Here is a 19,076-nt window from a genome sequence, read left to right as displayed (position 1 = left end):
TGCTGAATGCCTGATGAGATGTTGCACCTGCCTGTGGTCAACAGTCTGCTGGAGCGCCACAAGGGTACTCCGGGTGCGCTGTTGCCTATTCTTCATGATATTCAGGAGCACATCGGTTACATCCCCGATGTCGCCGTCCCCGAGATTGCCCATGCCCTCAACCTGAGTCAGGCCGAGGTTCGCGGGGTGATCAGTTTTTACCATGACTTCCGTACCGCGCCGCCCGCGCGGCATATCCTGCGGCTGTGCCGGGCCGAGTCGTGCCAGAGCCGTGGTGCCGAGCAGCTTGCCGCGCAATTGCGCGAGCGCCTGCAACTGGACGATCACGGCAGCAGCGCCGATGGCAGCATCAGTTTGCGTCCGGTGTATTGCCTGGGTGCCTGCGCCTGTTCGCCCGCTCTGGAGCTGGATGGCCGGGTGCATGCGCGGCTCAGTGCCGAGCGGCTGGATGCCCTGCTCGATGCTTGCCGGGAGGACGCATGATGCCGACGCTCTATCTGTCCTGTGATTCTCTTGCCCGTGCCGTGGGTGCCGATGAGGTCGCTGTGGCCCTGATCACGCTGGCTCAGGAACGCAATCTGCCGCTGGAGTTGCAGCGCACCAGTTCGCGCGGTCTGTATTGGCTGGAACCGCTGCTGGAAGTGGACAGCCCGCAAGGTCGTTTCGGCTTCGGCCCACTGACGGCTGCTGATGTGCCGTCTGTGCTCGAAGCGCTCAAAGGCGACCCGTCTTCTCATCCACTGGCCTTGGGTCTGGTGGAAGAGTTGCCGTATCTGAAGACTCAACAACGCCTGCTGTTCGCCCGCGCCGGTATTACCCAGCCATTGTCGTTGGACGACTACCGGGCCCACGGCGGTTTCGAGGGCCTGGCCCAAGCCATCGCCATTGGCGGCGAGCAGACCGCGACGGCAGTGTTCGATTCCGGCCTGCGTGGCCGTGGCGGCGCGGCCTTCCCGGCCGGGATCAAATGGCGCACGGTGCGCGGCACTCAGGCTGCGCAGAAGTACATTGTGTGCAACGCCGACGAAGGCGACTCCGGCACCTTTGCCGACCGCATGTTGATGGAAGGCGACCCCTTCCTGCTAATCGAAGGCATGGCCATTGCCGGCATTACCGTCGGCGCCACTTTCGGCTACATCTATGTGCGCTCGGAATATCCGGATGCCGTGGCCACGTTGCGGGCCGCGTTGAACATCGCCCGAGAAGCCGGTTACCTGGGCGCCAATGTCGGCGGCAGCGGCCAGGCCTTCGATATGGAAGTGCGCGTCGGTGCCGGTGCCTACATCTGCGGTGAAGAAACCGCGCTACTGGACTCGCTTGAAGGCAAGCGCGGGATCGTCCGCGCCAAGCCGCCGATTCCAGCGTTGCAGGGCTTGTTCGGCCTGCCGACGCTGGTGCACAACGTGCTGACCCTGGCCTCGGTTCCGATGATTCTGGCCAAGGGCGCGCAGTTCTACCGCGACTACGGCATGGGCCGCTCCCTGGGCACCATGCCCTTCCAGTTGGCGGGCAATATTCGTCACGGCGGGCTGGTGGAACGTGCCTTTGGCCTGACCTTGCGGGAGCTGGTGGAAGACTACGGCGGCGGGACCGCCAGTGGCCGGCCGCTGAAGGCTGCGCAGGTGGGTGGTCCGCTCGGCGCCTGGGTTCCGCCTTCGCAATTCGACACGCCGCTGGATTACGAAGCCTTTATGGCCATCGGCGCGATGCTCGGTCACGGTGGTGTGGTGGTGGCTGACGACACCCTGGACATGGCCCGCATGGCGCGCTTCGCCATGCAGTTCTGCGCCGAGGAATCCTGTGGCAAATGCACCCCGTGCCGCATCGGCTCGACCCGTGGCGTCGAGGTGATCGACCGCCTGTTGGCCGCGCCCGACCAGAACAGTCGCGATGAGCAGGTGATCATCCTCAAGGACCTGTGCGACACCCTGCAATACGGTTCGCTGTGCGCGTTGGGCGGCATGACGTCTTATCCCGTGACCAGCGCCCTCAAGCACTTCCCCGCTGACTTCGGTCTGCAAGCCTCGGAGGCCGAACAATGATCACTCTCTTCGACCCGAAAACAGACATTGACCTGGGTACTCCGGCCCGCGACAGCCAGGTGCAAGTCACCCTGAACATCGATGGCCGCAGCATCAGCGTGCCCGAAGGCACTTCGGTGATGCGCGCCGCCGCGCTGCTGGGCACCACCATTCCGAAACTCTGTGCCACCGACAGCCTGGAAGCCTTCGGCTCCTGCCGCATGTGCCTGGTGGAGATCGACGGCATGCGCGGTTATCCGGCGTCCTGCACCACGCCGGTCAGCGAAGGCATGAGCGTGCACACCCAGACGCCCAAGCTCGCGACCCTGCGCCGTAACGTCATGGAGTTGTACATCTCCGATCACCCGCTGGACTGCCTGACCTGCTCGGCCAACGGCAACTGCGAGCTGCAAACCGTCGCCGGCCAGGTTGGCCTGCGGGAAGTGCGTTATGGCTATGACGGCGAGAACCATTTGGAGGACGTGAAAGACACCTCCAACCCCTACTTCGACTACGACCCGAGCAAGTGCATCGTCTGCAACCGCTGCGTGCGCGCCTGCGAAGAAACCCAGGGCACCTTCGCCCTGACCATTACCGGGCGCGGTTTTGAATCCCGCGTGGCCGCTGCCGGTGGCGAGAACTTCCTCGACTCGGAATGTGTGTCCTGCGGCGCCTGTGTACAAGCCTGCCCTACTGCGACGCTGATGGAAAAAAGCGTGGTCGAACTGGGCCAGCCCGAACGCAGCGTGATCACCACCTGTGCCTATTGCGGCGTGGGCTGCTCGTTCCGTGCCGAGATGAAAGGCGACCAGTTGGTACGCATGGTTCCGGACAAGAGCGGCCAGGCCAACCACGGCCACTCCTGCGTCAAGGGGCGCTTCGCCTGGGGCTACGCCACCCACCCGGATCGCATCACCAAGCCGATGATCCGCAAGCACATCAGCGACCCTTGGCAGGAAGTCAGCTGGGACGAAGCGGTGACCTACGCCGCCAGCGAATTTCGCCGGCTGCAGCAAAAATATGGCCGCGATTCCATTGGTGGCATCACCTCCAGCCGCTGCACCAACGAAGAAACCTATCTGGTGCAGAAACTGGTGCGGGCCGCCTTCGGTAATAACAACGTCGACACCTGTGCGCGGGTCTGCCACTCGCCCACCGGCTATGGCCTGAAACAAACCCTGGGCGAGTCCGCCGGCACCCAGAGTTTCGACTCTGTGATGCAGGCCGACGTGATCCTGGTGATGGGTGCCAACCCCAGCGACGCCCACCCGGTGTTCGCCTCCCAGCTCAAACGCCGCCTGCGTGAAGGCGCACGGCTGATCGTCATCGATCCGCGGCGCATCGATCTGGTGGATACGGTGCATGCCCGCGCCGAGTATCACCTGGCCCTGCGCCCCGGTACCAACGTCGCCATGCTCAACGCCTTGGCTCATGTGATTGTCACTGAAGGACTGCTCAACCAGGCCTTTATCGACGCCCGTTGCGAGGGTAGCGATTTCGCGATCTGGAGTGAATTCGTCAGCCGTGCGGAAAACTCGCCGGAAGCCCTTGGCCCTGTCTGCGGTGTACCCGCTGCCGACATCCGTGCCGCTGCGCGCCTGTATGCCACCGGTGGCAATGCGGCGATCTACTACGGTTTGGGCGTCACCGAACACAGTCAGGGCAGTACTTCGGTGATGGGCATCGCCAACCTGGCCATGGCCACCGGCAACATCGGCCGCGAAGGCGTGGGCGTGAACCCGCTGCGCGGGCAGAACAACGTCCAGGGCTCCTGCGACATGGGTTCCTTCCCCCATGAGCTGCCCGGCTACCGGCACGTCTCCAACGAGGTGGTACGAGCGCAGTTCGAACAGGCCTGGAACGTCACCCTGCAACCCGACCCGGGCCTGCGTATCCCCAACATGTTCGAGGCAGCCTTGGGCGGCAGCTTCAAGGGCCTGTATTGCCAGGGCGAAGACATCGCCCAGAGCGACCCCAATACCCAGCACGTCACCGCGGCCCTGTCGGCCATGGAATGCATAGTGGTGCAGGACATTTTCCTCAACGAAACCGCCAAGTTCGCCCACGTGTTCCTGCCGGGCTGCTCGTTCCTGGAAAAAGACGGCACCTTCACCAACGCCGAGCGACGCATCTCCCGGGTGCGCAAGGTCATGGACCCGCTGGGCGGCAAGGCCGACTGGGAAGGCACGGTGGCCCTGGCCAATGCCTTGGGCTACCCGATGAACTACCAACATCCATCGCAAATCATGGATGAAATCGCCAGCCTGACGCCGACTTTCACCAACGTCAGCTACGCCGAACTGGACCGCCACGGCAGCCTGCAATGGCCGTGCAACGCCGAGGCACCGGACGGCACACCGACCATGCACATCGAAGAATTCGTGCGTGGCAAGGGGCGCTTCATGCTCACCGGCTACGTGCCCACCGAGGAAAAGGTCAACAGTCGCTATCCGCTGTTGCTGACCACCGGGCGCATCCTCAGCCAGTACAACGTCGGCGCGCAGACCCGGCGCACCGACAACGTCGCCTGGCATGACGAAGACCGTCTGGAAATCCACCCGACCGACGCTGAGAGCCGTGGCATCAACGAAGGTGACTGGGTCGGCATTGGCAGCCGCGCAGGGCAGACCGTGCTGCGTGCGCGGATCACCGAACGGGTCGCCCCAGGCGTGGTGTACACCACCTTCCACTTCCCGGAATCGGGCGCCAACGTCATCACCACCGACAACTCCGACTGGGCGACCAACTGTCCGGAGTACAAGGTTACGGCCGTGGAAGTCAGTCGCGTTTATCACCCTTCGGAGTGGCAAAAGCGCTTCCAGGAATTCAGCGAGGAACAGCAACGTTTGCTCGATGAACGTCGTCAGGCACGCGGGACCAAAGCCGAGGTACGCCGATGAGTACTGACAACCTGATCAAGATGGCCAACCAGATCGCCCAGTACTTCGCCAGCCAGCCGGACCAGCAACAGGCGGTGCTCAGCGTGCGCAATCATATGCAGATGTACTGGGCGCCGAGCATGCGCAAGGAATTGCTGGCCTGGCAGACGGAACATCAGGGGGCGGACTTGCACCCACTGGTGCAGGCGGCGGTGACTGGGGCGGGTTGGGAGGCTTAACCTGCTGGCTGAAAAAACTGTAGGAGCGAGCCTGCTCGCGATGGCGGCTTAACATTCAGCATTTTTGCCGGCTGAAGTACCGCTATCGCGAGCAGGCTCGCTCCTACAGGGGGGGTGTGTTGGGGTTGGGATTTGCCCTACTCCTCCCCCTTCCTCGCCGCCGTCACGGTCACTTCAATGGCCCGGACACTGATCGCCGCGAATGTCGCGGTCATCAGCACGCCGTTGAAACCCAGCAGGATCGCCAGCACTCGCGACACACCCAGTTTTGGCACCAGTTCTCCATAGCCGATGGTCAGTCCGGTCACGAAGGCAAAGTAGACACCGTCATCAGGGCTCCACCCTTCCAGCTGGGCGATGACGAGGCCAAACGCAACGATCACTAACAGCAGTATCGAGAAGATCGGCCACACCACTTTGAAATAGAACCAGACGGCTTTGTAGAACTCCTTGCGGACGTTTGCTGCACGGGCGAGGTTCATGGCGTGGGCTTCCTTGGGTTTGACTGGCCGGCAGTTGAATACGCGGCGGTTCAATACCCCGTTCAGCTTGGCACAAGCGCTGAAAACTGCGACCAACGGGGCGTTATCTTTGGCGAGGACTATGACAAAGATGACGCCCCGCAAACTATCCAGAAACAGCCCACTGTTGAATTTGTTGCAGGTTTATCCCTCAGTTCGCTTCAGTTTCCCTAATCAGCTTCTTGTTGATCTTGCCGACGCTGGTCTTGGGGATTTCGGTCACGAACTTGAACTGCTTCGGGATCGCCCATTTGTTGATGCGCCCGCCGTCGACGAAGGCTTGCAAATGAACCTCCAGAATCTTGCGGTCGAGGTATTGCCCCGGCTCGCAGACGACCATGGCCATGGGGCGTTCACCCCATTGTTCGTCGGCAATGCCCACCACGGCGACGGACATCACGCCCGGGTGTTCGCTGATCAGGCTTTCCAGTTCCAGTGAGCTGATCCACTCGCCGCCGGTCTTGATCACGTCCTTGATGCGGTCCTTGATTTCCACGCCGCCCAGCTTGTCGATCGAGGCCATGTCGCCGGTGTGCAGCCAGCCGTTGTGCCACAGTTCCGCGCCTTTGTCCGGGGCTTTCAGATAGCCCTGGGTCAGCCATGGTGCGCGCACCACGATCTCGCCCAGGGACTCGCCGTCATGGGCCACATCGTTGCCGTCGGCGTCGATGATCTTCAGGTCGACCATCGGCACCGGCGTGCCGGTCTTGATGCGGATCGGCAGTTGCGCTTCGGCGGACAGTTGCAGGTCTTCATCGCGCAGATACGTCAGACACAGCAACGGGCAGGTTTCCGACATGCCGTAACCGGCGTGCACCACCATGCCTTTGGCATTGGCTTCGCTGGCCACGCCCAGGGTTAGCGCGCTGCCGCCCAAGAGCATTTTCCAGCCGTCGAAACGGGTCGCCTTGCCTTCTTCACAGTTGAGGATCATCTGCAAAATGGTCGGCACGCAGTGGGAGAAGGTCACCTTCTCTTCGCGGTACAGCTTGACCAGGCTGTTGGGCTCATAGCGGCCGGGGTAGACCTGCTTGATGCCCATCAGGGTCGCGACATACGGCACGCCCCAGGCATGCACATGGAACATCGGCGTGATCGGCATGTACACGTCGTCGGAGCGCAGCAGCGGCTGGCCCTGATAGACGCCCAGGGTGCCGACGGCATTCAGGGTGTGCAGCACCAGTTGCCGGTGGCTGAAGTACACGCCTTTCGGGTCGCCGGTGGTGCCGGTGGTGTAGAACAGCGTGGCGACCGAGTTCTCGTCGAAATCGGGGAAGTCGTACTGGTCCGGGGCCAGGGACAGCAGGTGTTCGTACTCGCCCAGCACCGGCAGCGAGGTCGTGGTCGCCTCGTCATCGGTGAGCTGCAGGTAGCCTTTAACGGTTTCCAGCCGACCTTGGATCTGCTCGATCAGGGGCAGGAAATCATCATGCACCAGCACCAGGTCATCTTCGGCGTGGTTCATGGTGAACAACACCTGCTCCGGCGACAGGCGAATGTTCACGGTGTGCAGCACCGCGCCGATCATCGGCACGGCGAAGAAGCATTCCAGGTAACGGTGGCTGTCCCAGTCGAGTAAAGCCACGGTGTCACCGGCCTTGACCCCGGCCGCCGTCAGCGCATTGGCCAGGCGGCGAATACGCTTGTTGAGGGTCTGGTAGCTGTAGCGCAGCTTGTCGGCGTAGACGATTTCCCGGCCCGGCTGGTAGCGCATGCCGGACAGCAGCAGTTGCTTGATCAGCAAGGGATAGGCATAAGCGCCGTCGGCGGGCGGAATTATTTTTGTCGCCATCATGTTTAAGGTTCCTTGTCCTTTCGATCAGAACTGATCGGCTTGCAGCTCGTAGAGGCAGTCGCTGCCGGCCTTGGCCGATGCGCTCAACGAGTGGATACGCGGCAGCAACCGGGCGAAGTAGAAACGTGCGGTGGCCAGTTTGCTGGTGTAAAAATCGTCTTCGCCATCGCCGCTCATGACGGCCTTGGCCATACGCGCCCACATGTAGGCGTACGCGGTGTAGCCGAACACGTGCAGGTACTCGACCGAGGCCGCGCCGATTTCGTTCCGGTTGTTTTGTGCCCGGTCGAGCAGCCACGCGGTCAGGTCGTCGAGGGTGTCGACGGCGGCGTTCAGCGGCTGGGTGAACTCGCCGAGGTCCGCGCAGGCAGTGGCGGTGAAGTTGCGGATTTCCGAAGCGAACAAACGGTAGAGCGCCCCGCCGCTGCCGACGATCTTGCGCCCGGCCAGGTCCAGCGACTGGATGCCGTTGGTGCCTTCGTAGATCTGGGTAATGCGCACGTCCCGCACCAGTTGCTCCTGGCCCCACTCACGGATGTAGCCGTGGCCGCCGAAGACCTGCTGGCCGTGGAGGGTGGTCTCCAGGCCCATGTCGGTGAGAAATGCCTTGGCCACCGGGGTCAGCAGCGATACCAGATCCTGCGCGCGCTGGCGTGTCGGTGCGTCTTCGCTGTACTTGGCGATGTCCAGTTGCAGGGCCACGTAGCTGGAGAACGCACGGCCGCCTTCGTTCAAGGCTTTCATGGTCAGCAGCATGCGGCGCACGTCCGGGTGCACGATGATCGGGTCGGCCGCTTTGTCCTTGTGCTGCGCGCCGGTCGGTGCACGGCTTTGCAGGCGGTCACGGGCGTAGGCGACGGCGTTCTGGTACGAACGCTCGCCCTGTGCCAAGCCTTGTATGCCCACGCCCAGACGTTCGTAGTTCATCATGGTGAACATGGCCGCCAGGCCTTTGTTCGGTGCGTCGACGATCCAGCCGGTGGCGCCGTCGAAGTTCATCACGCAGGTGGCGGAGGCCTTGATGCCCATCTTGTGTTCGATGGAGCCGCAGGACAGCGCGTTGTTTTCACCCAGCGAACCGTCAGCGTTGACCAGCACTTTCGGCACCAGGAACAGCGAGATGCCTTTCGGCCCGGCCGGTGCATCCGGCAGTCGCGCCAGCACCAGATGGATGATGTTTTCGGTCAGCTCGTGCTCGCCACCGGTGATGAAAATCTTGCTGCCGCTGACCTTGTAACTGCCATCGGCCTGGGGTTCGGCCTTGGTGCGGATCAGGCCAAGGTCGGTACCGGAATGGGCTTCGGTCAGGCACATCGAACCGGTCCAGGTGCCGGCGTACATGTTCGGCAAGTAAGCCGCTTTCAGTTCTTCGCTGGCGTGGGCCTTGATCGACAGGCAGGCGCCGGCGGTCAGCATCGGGTACAGGCCGAACGACAGGCTGGCCGAGTTGACCATCTCTTCGACCTGCGCCGAAATCGCCTTGGGCATGCCCATGCCGCCGTACTGCGGATCACCGCCAACACCCACCCAACCGCCTTCGGCGAAGGCTTGATAGGCCTGGGCAAAACCGTCCGGAGCGGTGACCGCGCCGTCGTTCCAGGTGCAGCCCTGTTCGTCGCTGGCGCGGTTCAGTGGCGCGATCACTTCGGCGCTGATCTTGCCGGCCTCTTCAAGGATGGCGGCGGCGGTCTCTTCATCGATCACGTCGGCCAGGCCGGGCAATTGCGCCCAGAGCCGGGACACCTGGAAAACCTCGTTGAGTACGAAGCGCATGTCGCGCAGGGGAGCTTTGTAATCAGACATCTTGGCTTACTCGGAAGTGGTCACGGCATGGGGCATGCCGGGACGTTCAGTGGATTCAGCGTTTTCGGTTACCGCGACAGAACCGGGCTGAGGGGCCCGTTCGCGCAGCAGGAACCAGGACAGGGCCGGAATCAGGATCAGCGCGCCGAGCATGTTCCACAGGAACATGAAGGTCAGCAGGATGCCCATGTCGGCCTGGAACTTGATCGGCGACCAGACCCAGCACACCACGCCAGCAGCGAGGGTGATGCCCACCAGCCCGACCACCCGGCCGGTGAACGACACGGCGTTGCGGTAGGCCTGGGACAAAGGCAGGCCCTGGCGCTGGAAGTGCAGTTGCACGCTGAGCAGGTACAAGGCGTAGTCCACGCCGATGCCCACGCCGAGGGCGATCACCGGCAGGGTCGCGACTTTCACGCCGATACCCATGGCCACCATCAAGGCTTCGCAGAGGATCGAGGTCAGCACCAGCGGCAACAGCGCCACCAGCGTGGCGCGCCAGCTGCGGAAGGTGATCAGGCAGAACAGCGTCACCGCCGCATACACGTACAGCAGCATGGTGCGGTTGGCTTCGCGCACCACGATGTTGGTCGCGGCCTCGATCCCGGCGGTGCCGGCAGCGAGCAGGAACTGGCGATCCGCGGTGCTGTTTTCCTTGGCGAACTTGTCGGCAATCGCCACCACCGCGTCCAGGGTCTCGGCCTTGTGATCCTTGAGGAAGGTGATCACCGGCATCAGCGAGCAGTCGGTGTTGAACAGCTCCGGGGAGTTGACCGAGGCTTGTTGCGCGGCGTAGTTCAGCACGTCCTGGTTGCGCTGGATGCTGTTGAGCTTGGGGTTGCCTTCGTAGGTGCCGGCGGTGATCTGGCGTACCGCGTTGACCAAGGACGCGGTCGCCTGCACGCCCGGATACTGTTGCAGTTCCCAGGCCAGGCGGTCGGCGAGGACCAGGGTCTTGTAGTTCAGGCAGCCTTCCGGCGCGGTCTTGATCATCACCGCGAACAGGTCGCTGGACAGCGCGTAATGCTGGGTGATGTAGGCGTTGTCGCGGTTGTAGCGCGAGTCGGCGCGCAGCTCCGGCGCCCCGCTGTCGAGGTCGCCGATTTTCAGGTTCTGGCTGACCATGTAACCGCCAATGCCCATCAACACCGCGACCACTACTGCGCCCGTGGCCCACTTGGCGGTGGTGAAGCGATCGAGCGCGTCCCACAGTCTGCCGAAGCCTTTGTGCTTCTCTGCGCGGTTGTCGATTTTCAGCGCACGCTCGGCAGCTTTCGCGCCCACACCGACATAGGACAGCGCCACCGGCATCAACAACAACGAGGTGAAGATCAGCACGGCGACACCAATACTGGCGGTGATCGCCAGATCCTGGATCACCGGGATATCGATCAGCATCAGCACGGCGAAGCCCACGGCGTCGGCCAGCAGCGCGGTGACACCGGCGATGAACAGACGGCGGAAGGTGTAGCGCGCAGCGATCAGTTTATGGGTGCCACGGGCGATGTCCTGCATGATGCCGTTCATCTTCTGCGCGGCGTGGGACACGCCGATGGCGAAGATCAAGAACGGCACCAGCACCGAGTACGGATCAATGGCGTAGCCGAGCCAGGCGACAATACCCAGTTGCCAGACCACCGCGATCAGCGAGCAGCCGACCACCAGCAGAGTGCTGCGCACGCAACGGGTGTAGCCGTAAATGATGATCAGCGAAGTGACCACGGCCAGGCCGAAGAACATCATCACCTGGATCAGGCCGTCGATCAGGTCGCCCATGAGCTTGGCGAAGCCGATCACCCGCACCTTGTAATGGCCGGTGCCTTCGACCCCGGATTTACGCGCCGCGCTGTCGCCGGCGTATTCGATCTTGTCGCGCAACTGCTCTTCGAGCATCTGCGAGAACGCGTGGTAGTTGATGCGTTGACCACCGGCGGCGGCTTTGTCCATCAGCGGCACGATCAGCATGGTCGACTTGAAGTCGCTGGCCACCAGGCTGCCCACCAGACCGGCGCGGGAGATGTTCTGGCGCAACTGTTCAATGTCGGAGGGCGAGCCCTGATAACTGTCGGGCATCACCGGGCCACCCTGGAAACCGTCCTCGGTGACTTCAGTCCAGCGCACCGCCGGGCTCCACAGCGACTTCATCCACGCGCGGTCGACGCCTTCGGTGAGGAACAGCTGGTCGTTGACCTGCTTGAGCACGTCGAGGTATTGCGGATCGAAAATATCGCCCTGGGTGTTCTCGACCACTACCCGCACCGAATTGCCCAGGCCGCGCAGCGAAGCGCGGTTTTCCAGGAAGTTCTGGATGTAGGGCTGACTCTGGGGAATCATTTTTTCGAAGCTTGGGCGCAACTCCAGGCGAGTCACCGCCATGAAGCCCAGCACCACGGTGGCGAGCGCCATCAGCAGCATGAACAGCGGGCGGTAGTTGAACACCAGCCGTTCGAGGAGGTTGCCGGAGCGACGATCGAAATCACGCAGATCGCGGATCACCGGCATGGCGTCTTGTTTGATATTGCCCATGTCTGGGTTCTCGCTCTTAGGGTTCGAGGGCTGGATCGGCGGACAGCGTCCGGGCACCACGGCTGCCGGCCAGCACCAAGGCGCCATCGGCGGACTGGGTGGCGCCGGCGACCGGGGTCGGTGCCGGTTGCTGCTTCAGATGCAACTGCGCGCCCGTCCCTTGGCTGACCAGCATCTGCCCGCCCTGGGTGAACAAGCGATAATTGCCACGGGCGTCGATCAGGCCCGCGGTGATGCTGACGTGCAGGCCGGTGTCCAGTGCGGTCCAGCTCTGGCCGCCGTCGGTGCTGCGCAGCACATTGCCGCGCAGGCCGTAGATCAGCACTTCGCCAGGCTTGCCGAGTACGCCAAAGAAGCTGCCTTGATAAGGCGTCGGCACGGCATTGAAGCGTTGGGCGCTGTCGTCCCACTTGAGCAACAGGCCTTGCTCGCCGGCGATGTACAAACCGTCGCCGGTAGAGGCGATGGCGTTGAGGTGGAAACCCTGTGGGTTGTCGGTGCGGTCCTGGAATGGCGTCCAGGTCAGGCCACCATCGTCGGTGCGCAGGATCAGGTTGAATACACCGACCACATAGCCGGTCTTGTCGTTGGCGAACCAGACGTCGAGCAGCGGTTTGTCCGCGCCCTGATCGACCAGCTTCTGGCCCTCGGTGACCAGCAGCGGCCATTGCTCATTGCCCGGCTCGGCGCTGGCCAGCGCCGTGTAATGCTTGACCAGCAAGGCGCCGATCTGACGACCGTCGAGTTGCTTTTGCCAAGTCGCGCCAGCGTCGCTGCTGTGCAGCACCACGCCGTCATTACCCACCGCCCAGCCTTGGGTGGCGGTCGGAAAATTCACCGCAGTGAGGTCGGCACTGGCCGGTACGGCGGCCTGTTGCCAGTGGTTTCCCGAATCATCGGAAAACATAATATGGCCACGCTGGCCGACGGTAATCACGCGCCCACCGGCGCGGGTCATTCCGGACAACGGGCTGTTGATGGCCAAGGCACTGACCCTGGCAGGCAGGTCCAGCACATCGACGTACTCGGCCGCATGGGTGACGCCCTGCGACAGGCCGAGCACGACACCAAACGCCAGCCGCAAAATATTATTTTTATACGAACACATACTGCGTCCTCTTCGGAAAACCGCGCCACACCTCGCGCCGTGCAGCTCATGCAGTTGTAGGAGCGAGCCTGCTCGCGATGGACCTGAGGGCGACGCGGGCATCCTGAAAACACGCGTAATCGTTAACGTCCATCGCGAGCATGCTCGCTCCTACATTGCGGTTGGCTTAGCGAATACCGGCGCCGGCCAGGGATTCCGAAGACCATTGGGCCTTGGAGAGCGGCTCGATGTACTTGATGCCGCCGTAAGGGCCGACTACACCGTTGATGTTGTAGGAACCGCCGACCAGGTCGTAGATCATGAACGGCGTGGAGTCCGGAACCTGCTTGTCATAGCTCTGGCTCAGGAAGGCAAACGAGCCACGGTAGAGCTGACCACGAGCGTCATATTGATCCGAGGCCAAAGCGGTCCAGCTGTCTTCGTCGAGGTAGAAGCGGCGCTTGGCGTAGATGTGACGGGCACCGGCCTTGAGGTTGCCTTCAACGACCCATACGCGGTGTTTTTCCCAGCGTACGAAGTCCGGTGACAGGTGATTGGCAGTGGTCAGCGACTTAGGATCCTGCACGTAGGTCAGCTTGTAGGTGTTGTAGGGCACGATCATTTCTTGCTTGCCGACCAGTTTCCAGTCGTAGCGATCCAGTGCACCGTTGAACACGAACACGTCATCGTAGGTGCCCGCGCCAGCGGTACCCGGGTTAGGCGTGTCGTAGGCCAGGCTCGGAGCCAGCTTGACTCGACGCTGCCCCGGCAAGTATTGCCAGGCGCGACGTGGCTGCTGCAACGGGTTGGCGGCGTCCTTGAGCATGATCGCCTCACCGGCCCGGCGCGCAGGGCCGGTGTACGCCAGCTTCATCTGGTAGTACACGTCGGCGCTGCTGATCGGCTGCGAGAGGTTTTCATAGATCGGGTAGGAGATGTTCGCTTGCCCGGTGGTCGCCAGGCTCGCCACGCCGGCCGAGTCGACGTTCCAGGAGTCGTACTTGGAGCTGATGCTGACGCCTTGGTAGCGCAACAGGAAGTTCCACATCGCTTCGTTGCCCGACTGCGGAATCGGGAACGGAATGCCCGGCAGTACGTTGTCGATGGCCAGGCCACCTTCCAGGGACTTGGCGCCGCTGGCGTTCTTCACGCCGTTATCCAGAATCGCTTGAGGCAGCGACACGGTGCGGTGCGTCGGGAACACGTCGACACGGAAAGTCGGGAAACGCTTGGCCAGTTCTACCGTGGTCGCCGTGAGCATGCCCTTGTACTGATCGACGTTCTTGCCGTCGATCACCAGCAGCGGCTTCTCACTGGCAAACGGATCCGGGCGCATGCTGTCGCCGGCTTTGAAGCTGGCCGGCGCAGTGGTCAAGCCACCGTTGTAGGCAGGAATGGAACCATCAGCGTTCCCGGCTTTTTCAGCCCCTACCTGTGTCAGGCTGGTGCCCAGTTTGGCAGCTTCCTGAGTTGAAACAGCAGCCTGTGCCTGAGCGGCAAGGACCATGGCCAGCGAAGCGGCCAACACGGTTTTTACAAATTTCATCTTGTTATTCTCCTGCTTGCATTGAGCAAATCAGTGGTGAATCAGAATGTTGTTTTCATCGTCAGGTACACGGCGCCACGGTCCTCAGTCGTGGCACCACCTCCGGAGAAGGACGAGTAGCCACCGGCGAAACAGGCGTAGTTCTCGTTGCCGCTAAAGGCGTTAGGCGTGGAGCCGTCACCACCGTTCGGGCCGGTACTCACACCGCTGACGTTGCATTTTTCGGTTTTGCCGAAGGAGTCCACGTACTTCAGGTCAACGAAGTATTTGTTGTACACAACGGCACCGACGCCCACGGCATAGTTGCCGGTGTCCTTGGCACCGCCACCAGAGACCGGTGACACGCCGGCGAGACCGACGTTGACCGACATCGGCGCGTTGAGGTCGACACCGGGAAACACCTGGTACCAGGTCGGTGTGAAGTTGACCGCGATGCCCCAGTTGTCCCGGGTCGGCGCGTCGATGCCGCGATAGCTGTCCTTGCCCTTGTAGAGCGCTTCGTTCTTGCTATCGAGCTTGAGCAGGTTGCTGTAGTACAGCTCGGCAAGCACGGTTGCCTGATCGAACACCGGCGTTTTCGGCAGGGTCATCAGACCGTTGAGCGTCCAGTGCAAGGTGTCACCGGTGGCGCTCATGCTGTCGCCGCGGCTCGGGGTGTCGTAGACCACACCGGTGGCGTCGGTACGTGCAGGCAGCAGACCAAGCCCTTGCCCCAGACCCAGCGGGCTGCGGGTACTGACGATCGCCGGGATACTGGCCAGCGGCATGTTGTGACGGATGTTCAGGTCCGAACCGACACTGATCCCGCCCACGTCCTTGGACAGGCTCAGGCCGACGATCTTGATGTTGTCGGCATAGGCCATCTGATAGGTGGCGGTGTCCAGCGAATTGAGGGTGTTGATCACCGCAGGCACTTGCCCTGCCGGCCGAGTGCCGTTGGGGTTGGCCGAGGTAATGCCCCTGGCGTCCAGCCAGGCTTGCGGCAGGATTTCCGAAGTCTCGCGGTAGTAGACACCGAGGGTGCCATCGAGCCAGGCCGGCGACCACTTGGCCATGACGCCCCAGTCGCCGCTGCTGCCCGGCGTCAGGTCATGGCCGCGACGCACGTTGGTCAACGCGTTGCACGGCGCCAGGCCACAACCCAGCGGACTGCCAGGCACCACGGCGTTGGTGTTGCCGAGCAGGAACGATTGCGCACCAAAGCCGACCAGGTCGGAACCACCGTAATAAGTACCGGCTTCCGGCAGACGCGCGGCGTCCCAATCGAGGAAGTACTGGGCACCCACGGTCAATTCCGGATTGACGGTGAACGTCATCGACAACTGGTTACGCGGAACGAACAGTTCCTTGGCCTCGGTACCCGGCGACGCGGCAAGCTTGGCCAGGTCGAGGCCGGACTGGCCGTAGCTGACCGAGTGCACCGGGTTGAGAATGGTCTCGCCCCAGAACACGTTGTGCTGACCGGCCTTGACGCTGAACATCGACTCCTCGCCCACTTCGGTGCTGTAGAACACGAAGGCATCGAGGATTTCGCCCGAAGGACCGCTGTAGTAGCGCTGGGCATAATTGCTCAGGTGCGGGCTGCCGTTGCCAACGTTGTCATGGGTGACCCCGGCCAGGCGCGGGTCGTTGGCGATCAGGCCCGAGCGCGCATCGTTGCCGTTGACGAACGGGTTGGAATTGGAACCGGTATTGTCATAGGCCTTGTCGTACCAGCTGGCGGCGCTGACGCGAAAGCCCATGGCGTTCTTGTAGACCACGTCCATTTCGGTCAACAGGTCGATACGGTTGGTGATGTTGGTACCGGCCTTGCGGAAGTTGTAGTCGCCGTCGTTGTTGTTCGGGGTTGCCAACATGCGCTTGTCGGCACTTTCGGTGCGCACGCCGTAGTTGTACTTGATGGTGTTATCCACGCGTACGTTCCAGTCCGGATTCCCCGTCTCGATCTCGGCCGCATGGGCCACCGGTAGGGTTGCCGCAAGAATGGCTGAGGCCAGCAAGGTGTAGCGTGGAGCGGTGAAGCCGTGACTCTTATTGTTGTGCATTGCGTTGTCTCCGCCTTTTTGTATTTGTTTTAAGCGCAGCCGCCCTCGCGCAAGCCTCTTCGGGTTTGCGTTTAAGGAATGAGGGCAAATGCCGGTTGGCGTACTGCCAGTCCAGCTCCTTGTACTAGCGATCCAGCTCCTGGATGAGTGCCTCGGCTTGCTGCCAATGGCCAAATCCTGCGGCCGGATTGAGATGGCCGACATCGCCCAGATTGAGCAATTCGGCGCCCCAGCCTTCTGCCATCCGGGTGACCGCAGGCATACTGGCAAGGTGATCGTTGGTGCTGCCGGCCACGATGCTGCGAAATGGCAGCGGGCCTTGTGGCAGAGGGTTCCAGCCCTGGTTACGCAGGGTCTCGGAAGATGGATAGTTTGACGGCCAGACCGCATCGAGGTCCGGTGGCGCGGCCAGCAAGGCGCCCTTGATCGGACGGCTGTAGTGCGCCGCCCAGTGCGCGACCATCAGCACGCCGGCGCTGTGGGCCACCAGAATCACGGGGCCGTCGATCTGTTCGAGTTCGTGTTGAATCGCCCGCACACGGGCCATGCAATCGAGCTTGTCGGTCTCCAGCGGCGCAACACTGCGCACGTTGCTCAGCCTGGCTGCAAGCAATGTTTGCCAATGTTCGGCCACGTGCTCGCGCAGACCCGGAACGATCAGAATGGTGGCGGCAGTTTGCAGTTTGTCCACGGTCAACACCTTCGCTTTCTCGATAACTCGACTGGCTGTTTTCGCCAGGGGCTTTTTGTAGTGTCGACATTAAAGAGCGCCCACCCGCAGCGCTTTACATTGGACGTCAGGCACTTTTCTTTTGATGACAAATTGTCGGACAGCAGGACAGCGCGACCACTGGTCGAAAAATCCCCCAGGTTGGCGCAAGGTCACTGTAATCAACGGATGAGCGCTGATGGCTCCCTGCAGCGTAGAGGATGGGTGACCGGACAGCATGAAATCCATCAACGACATGACAACTGTTCAACTGTTGATGCGCTGGATATAGTCGCCACGCTCACGCCAATCGCCATAGGCCCAGGGAAGACTTTCGCATGACCAAGCTTGTTCGCGCCGCTGTCTTGACCAACTACCTGGAGGTCACCCAGTACCTGGGTTTCAACCCGCGCGACGTGCTGGCCGCTGTCGGCCTGAGCAGGGCCCAACTGCAAGCCCCTGAACACCGTATCCAGATCGATGCCGCCGTGCGGTTGCTGGAAGACTCGGCCGCTGCCAGCGGTTGCCAGACCTTCGGCCTGAGCATGGCCGAATCGCGCCAGCTCTCGGACTTCGGCGTGGTCAGCCTGCTGCTCAGCCACCAGCGCACCCTGCGCGATGCCTTGCAGGTCGTGGTGGATTACCGGCACCTGATGAATGACTCGCTGGCGATCTTCATTGAAGAGGCCGGCAAGATGGTGATCATTCGCGAAGAGGTGGTCACCGAAACGCCGATGCCCAGCCGCCAGGCCACGGAGCTGGCCATCGGTGTGATGTTCCGGCTGTGCTCGGCATTGCTCGGCTCACACTGGCACCCCTACAGCGTCAACTTCATGCACCAGCCACCGGACAACCTGCACCTGCATCGCCGCCTGTTCGGCTGCAACCTGGAGTTCGGCAGCGAGTTCAACGGCATCGTCTGCCCGGACGTCAGCCTCGACATGACCAACCCCAACGCCGACCCGGCCATGGCCCGCTACGCCCAGAGCTACCTCGATTCGCTGCAGAACCACGAAGGCGCCTCGATGCTGTTCGAGGTGCGCAAGGCCATCTACCTGCTGCTGCCCATGGGGCGCGCCACCATCGAACAGGTCGCCCAAAGCCAGGGCATGAACGTGCGCACCCTGCAACGCCGCCTCAAGGACGACGGCTGCGCCTTCAACGACGTGATCAACGACGTGCGCCGCGACCTGGTGCTGCGCTATCTGGATAATCCGAATTATCCGCTGAGTCGGATTGCAGACATGCTCGGCTATTCGATGGCGAGTTCGTTTACGCGGTGGTTCATTAGCCAGTTCGGTATGCCGCCGGCGACTTGGAGAGCGCAGAAACAAACCATCGTCAAACCCCTTACTAGTCCTAAAGAACTCTGAATCAACAGCACAAAAAAAACGGCGACTGCTGGTACAGTCGCCGCGAAAGACCGGTGCTTGTAGCACCGGTCTGGAGCCCCACGGCATGAGGAGTCAACGCCGTGCAGCCCTGCCATAAAACGAACGAGTGGTGACGTGCTCAGAGGCCCCAGTGCAGCAACAACAGCACCAACACGACGAGGAACACCGTCTCCCCCACCATCAGCAGAATCGGTTTGATCCCGACCGCCGCCAGCTCCTTGAGCCGGGTCTTCATGCCCAGGGCACTGATGGAGATCACCAGGCACCAGCGCGACAGTTCGTTGACCGATCCTTGCACCGCAGGCGCTATCCATCCGGTGCTGTTGATGCAGGCCAGAATCAGAAAACCGACGGCGAACCATGGCAACAACGGTGGGCGTTTGCCGGTCGGGTCGGCGCCTTGCATGCGGGTGATCATCGCGGCGGTGACGATCACCGGCAGCAGCATGGCAACGCGCATCAGCTTGACCACCGTGGCCGTGTCGCCGGTCTCGGTCGACATGCTGTAGCC

At 62.2% G+C, this 19,076-nt stretch carries 14 protein-coding genes; 5 read left to right on the top strand and 9 right to left on the bottom strand.

Annotation, left to right across the window (positions count from 1 at the left end):
* The first annotated feature begins 6 nt into the window (after positions 1-6).
* Genes AC1DWG_RS24835 through AC1DWG_RS24820 form a run of 4 tightly spaced genes read left to right on the top strand, consistent with a single transcriptional unit; the run spans position 7 to position 5,139 of the window.
* Positions 7-483 (top strand): formate dehydrogenase subunit gamma, encoded by a 477-nt coding sequence (locus AC1DWG_RS24835; protein WP_477763283.1) that lies wholly within the window; start codon positions 7-9, stop codon positions 481-483.
* The gene (locus AC1DWG_RS24830; protein WP_477788466.1) at positions 480-2,042 is read left to right on the top strand and encodes a formate dehydrogenase beta subunit; all 1,563 of its coding nucleotides are present in this window, start codon (positions 480-482) and stop codon (positions 2,040-2,042) included. Before AC1DWG_RS24835 ends, AC1DWG_RS24830 begins: the two co-directional genes overlap by 4 nt.
* Positions 2,039-4,921 (top strand): formate dehydrogenase subunit alpha, encoded by a 2,883-nt coding sequence (gene fdhF, locus AC1DWG_RS24825; RefSeq protein WP_477788465.1) that lies wholly within the window; start codon positions 2,039-2,041, stop codon positions 4,919-4,921. Before AC1DWG_RS24830 ends, fdhF begins: the two co-directional genes overlap by 4 nt.
* Positions 4,918-5,139 (top strand): formate dehydrogenase subunit delta, encoded by a 222-nt coding sequence (locus AC1DWG_RS24820; protein WP_046040259.1) that lies wholly within the window; start codon positions 4,918-4,920, stop codon positions 5,137-5,139. The genes fdhF and AC1DWG_RS24820 overlap by 4 nt, the downstream gene beginning before the upstream one ends.
* 137 nt (positions 5,140-5,276) lie before the next feature.
* Here AC1DWG_RS24820 and AC1DWG_RS24815 read toward each other — a convergent pair whose 3' ends face one another.
* From AC1DWG_RS24815 to AC1DWG_RS24780, 8 genes are all read right to left on the bottom strand, one after another.
* A complete protein-coding gene (locus AC1DWG_RS24815; RefSeq protein ID WP_477763279.1) occupies positions 5,277-5,621 on the bottom strand; it encodes a potassium channel family protein in 345 nt (114 codons plus the stop codon).
* A gap of 190 nt (positions 5,622-5,811) precedes the next feature.
* Positions 5,812-7,455, bottom strand: coding sequence for a fatty acid--CoA ligase (locus tag AC1DWG_RS24810; protein WP_477788464.1), 1,644 nt, complete (start codon positions 7,453-7,455; stop codon positions 5,812-5,814).
* Positions 7,456-7,479: 24 nt separating this feature from the next.
* Entirely contained in the window at positions 7,480-9,258 is a 1,779-nt protein-coding gene (locus tag AC1DWG_RS24805; protein WP_477788463.1) for an acyl-CoA dehydrogenase C-terminal domain-containing protein, read from the bottom strand.
* A 6-nt stretch (positions 9,259-9,264) separates the two neighbouring features.
* Positions 9,265-11,784, bottom strand: coding sequence for an efflux RND transporter permease subunit (locus tag AC1DWG_RS24800; protein WP_477788462.1), 2,520 nt, complete (start codon positions 11,782-11,784; stop codon positions 9,265-9,267).
* 16 nt (positions 11,785-11,800) lie between these two features.
* Positions 11,801-12,892: a WD40/YVTN/BNR-like repeat-containing protein gene (locus tag AC1DWG_RS24795; protein WP_477788461.1), complete on the bottom strand. Its 1,092-nt coding sequence runs from the start codon at positions 12,890-12,892 to the stop codon at positions 11,801-11,803.
* Between the two features lie 166 nt (positions 12,893-13,058).
* Positions 13,059-14,417: a DUF1329 domain-containing protein gene (locus tag AC1DWG_RS24790; protein ID WP_477763275.1), complete on the bottom strand. Its 1,359-nt coding sequence runs from the start codon at positions 14,415-14,417 to the stop codon at positions 13,059-13,061.
* Positions 14,418-14,458: 41 nt separating this feature from the next.
* Positions 14,459-16,462 (bottom strand): DUF1302 domain-containing protein, encoded by a 2,004-nt coding sequence (locus AC1DWG_RS24785; RefSeq protein ID WP_477763274.1) that lies wholly within the window; start codon positions 16,460-16,462, stop codon positions 14,459-14,461.
* 124 nt (positions 16,463-16,586) lie between these two features.
* Entirely contained in the window at positions 16,587-17,153 is a 567-nt protein-coding gene (locus tag AC1DWG_RS24780) for an RBBP9/YdeN family alpha/beta hydrolase (RefSeq protein ID WP_477763273.1), read from the bottom strand.
* Between the two features lie 356 nt (positions 17,154-17,509).
* Between AC1DWG_RS24780 and AC1DWG_RS24775 the strand changes: the two genes are divergently transcribed.
* On the top strand, positions 17,510-18,544 hold the full coding sequence (locus AC1DWG_RS24775; protein ID WP_477763272.1) for an AraC family transcriptional regulator: 1,035 nt from the start codon (positions 17,510-17,512) through the stop codon (positions 18,542-18,544).
* A 139-nt stretch (positions 18,545-18,683) separates the two neighbouring features.
* Here AC1DWG_RS24775 and AC1DWG_RS24770 read toward each other — a convergent pair.
* Positions 18,684-19,076: putative sulfate exporter family transporter (locus AC1DWG_RS24770; RefSeq protein WP_477788460.1), on the bottom strand; the 393-nt coding region annotated here is incomplete at its 5' end.

Source organism: Pseudomonas sp. P4_B3 (assembly GCF_056402295.1).
This window is presented reverse-complemented; position numbering and strand designations above follow the sequence as displayed.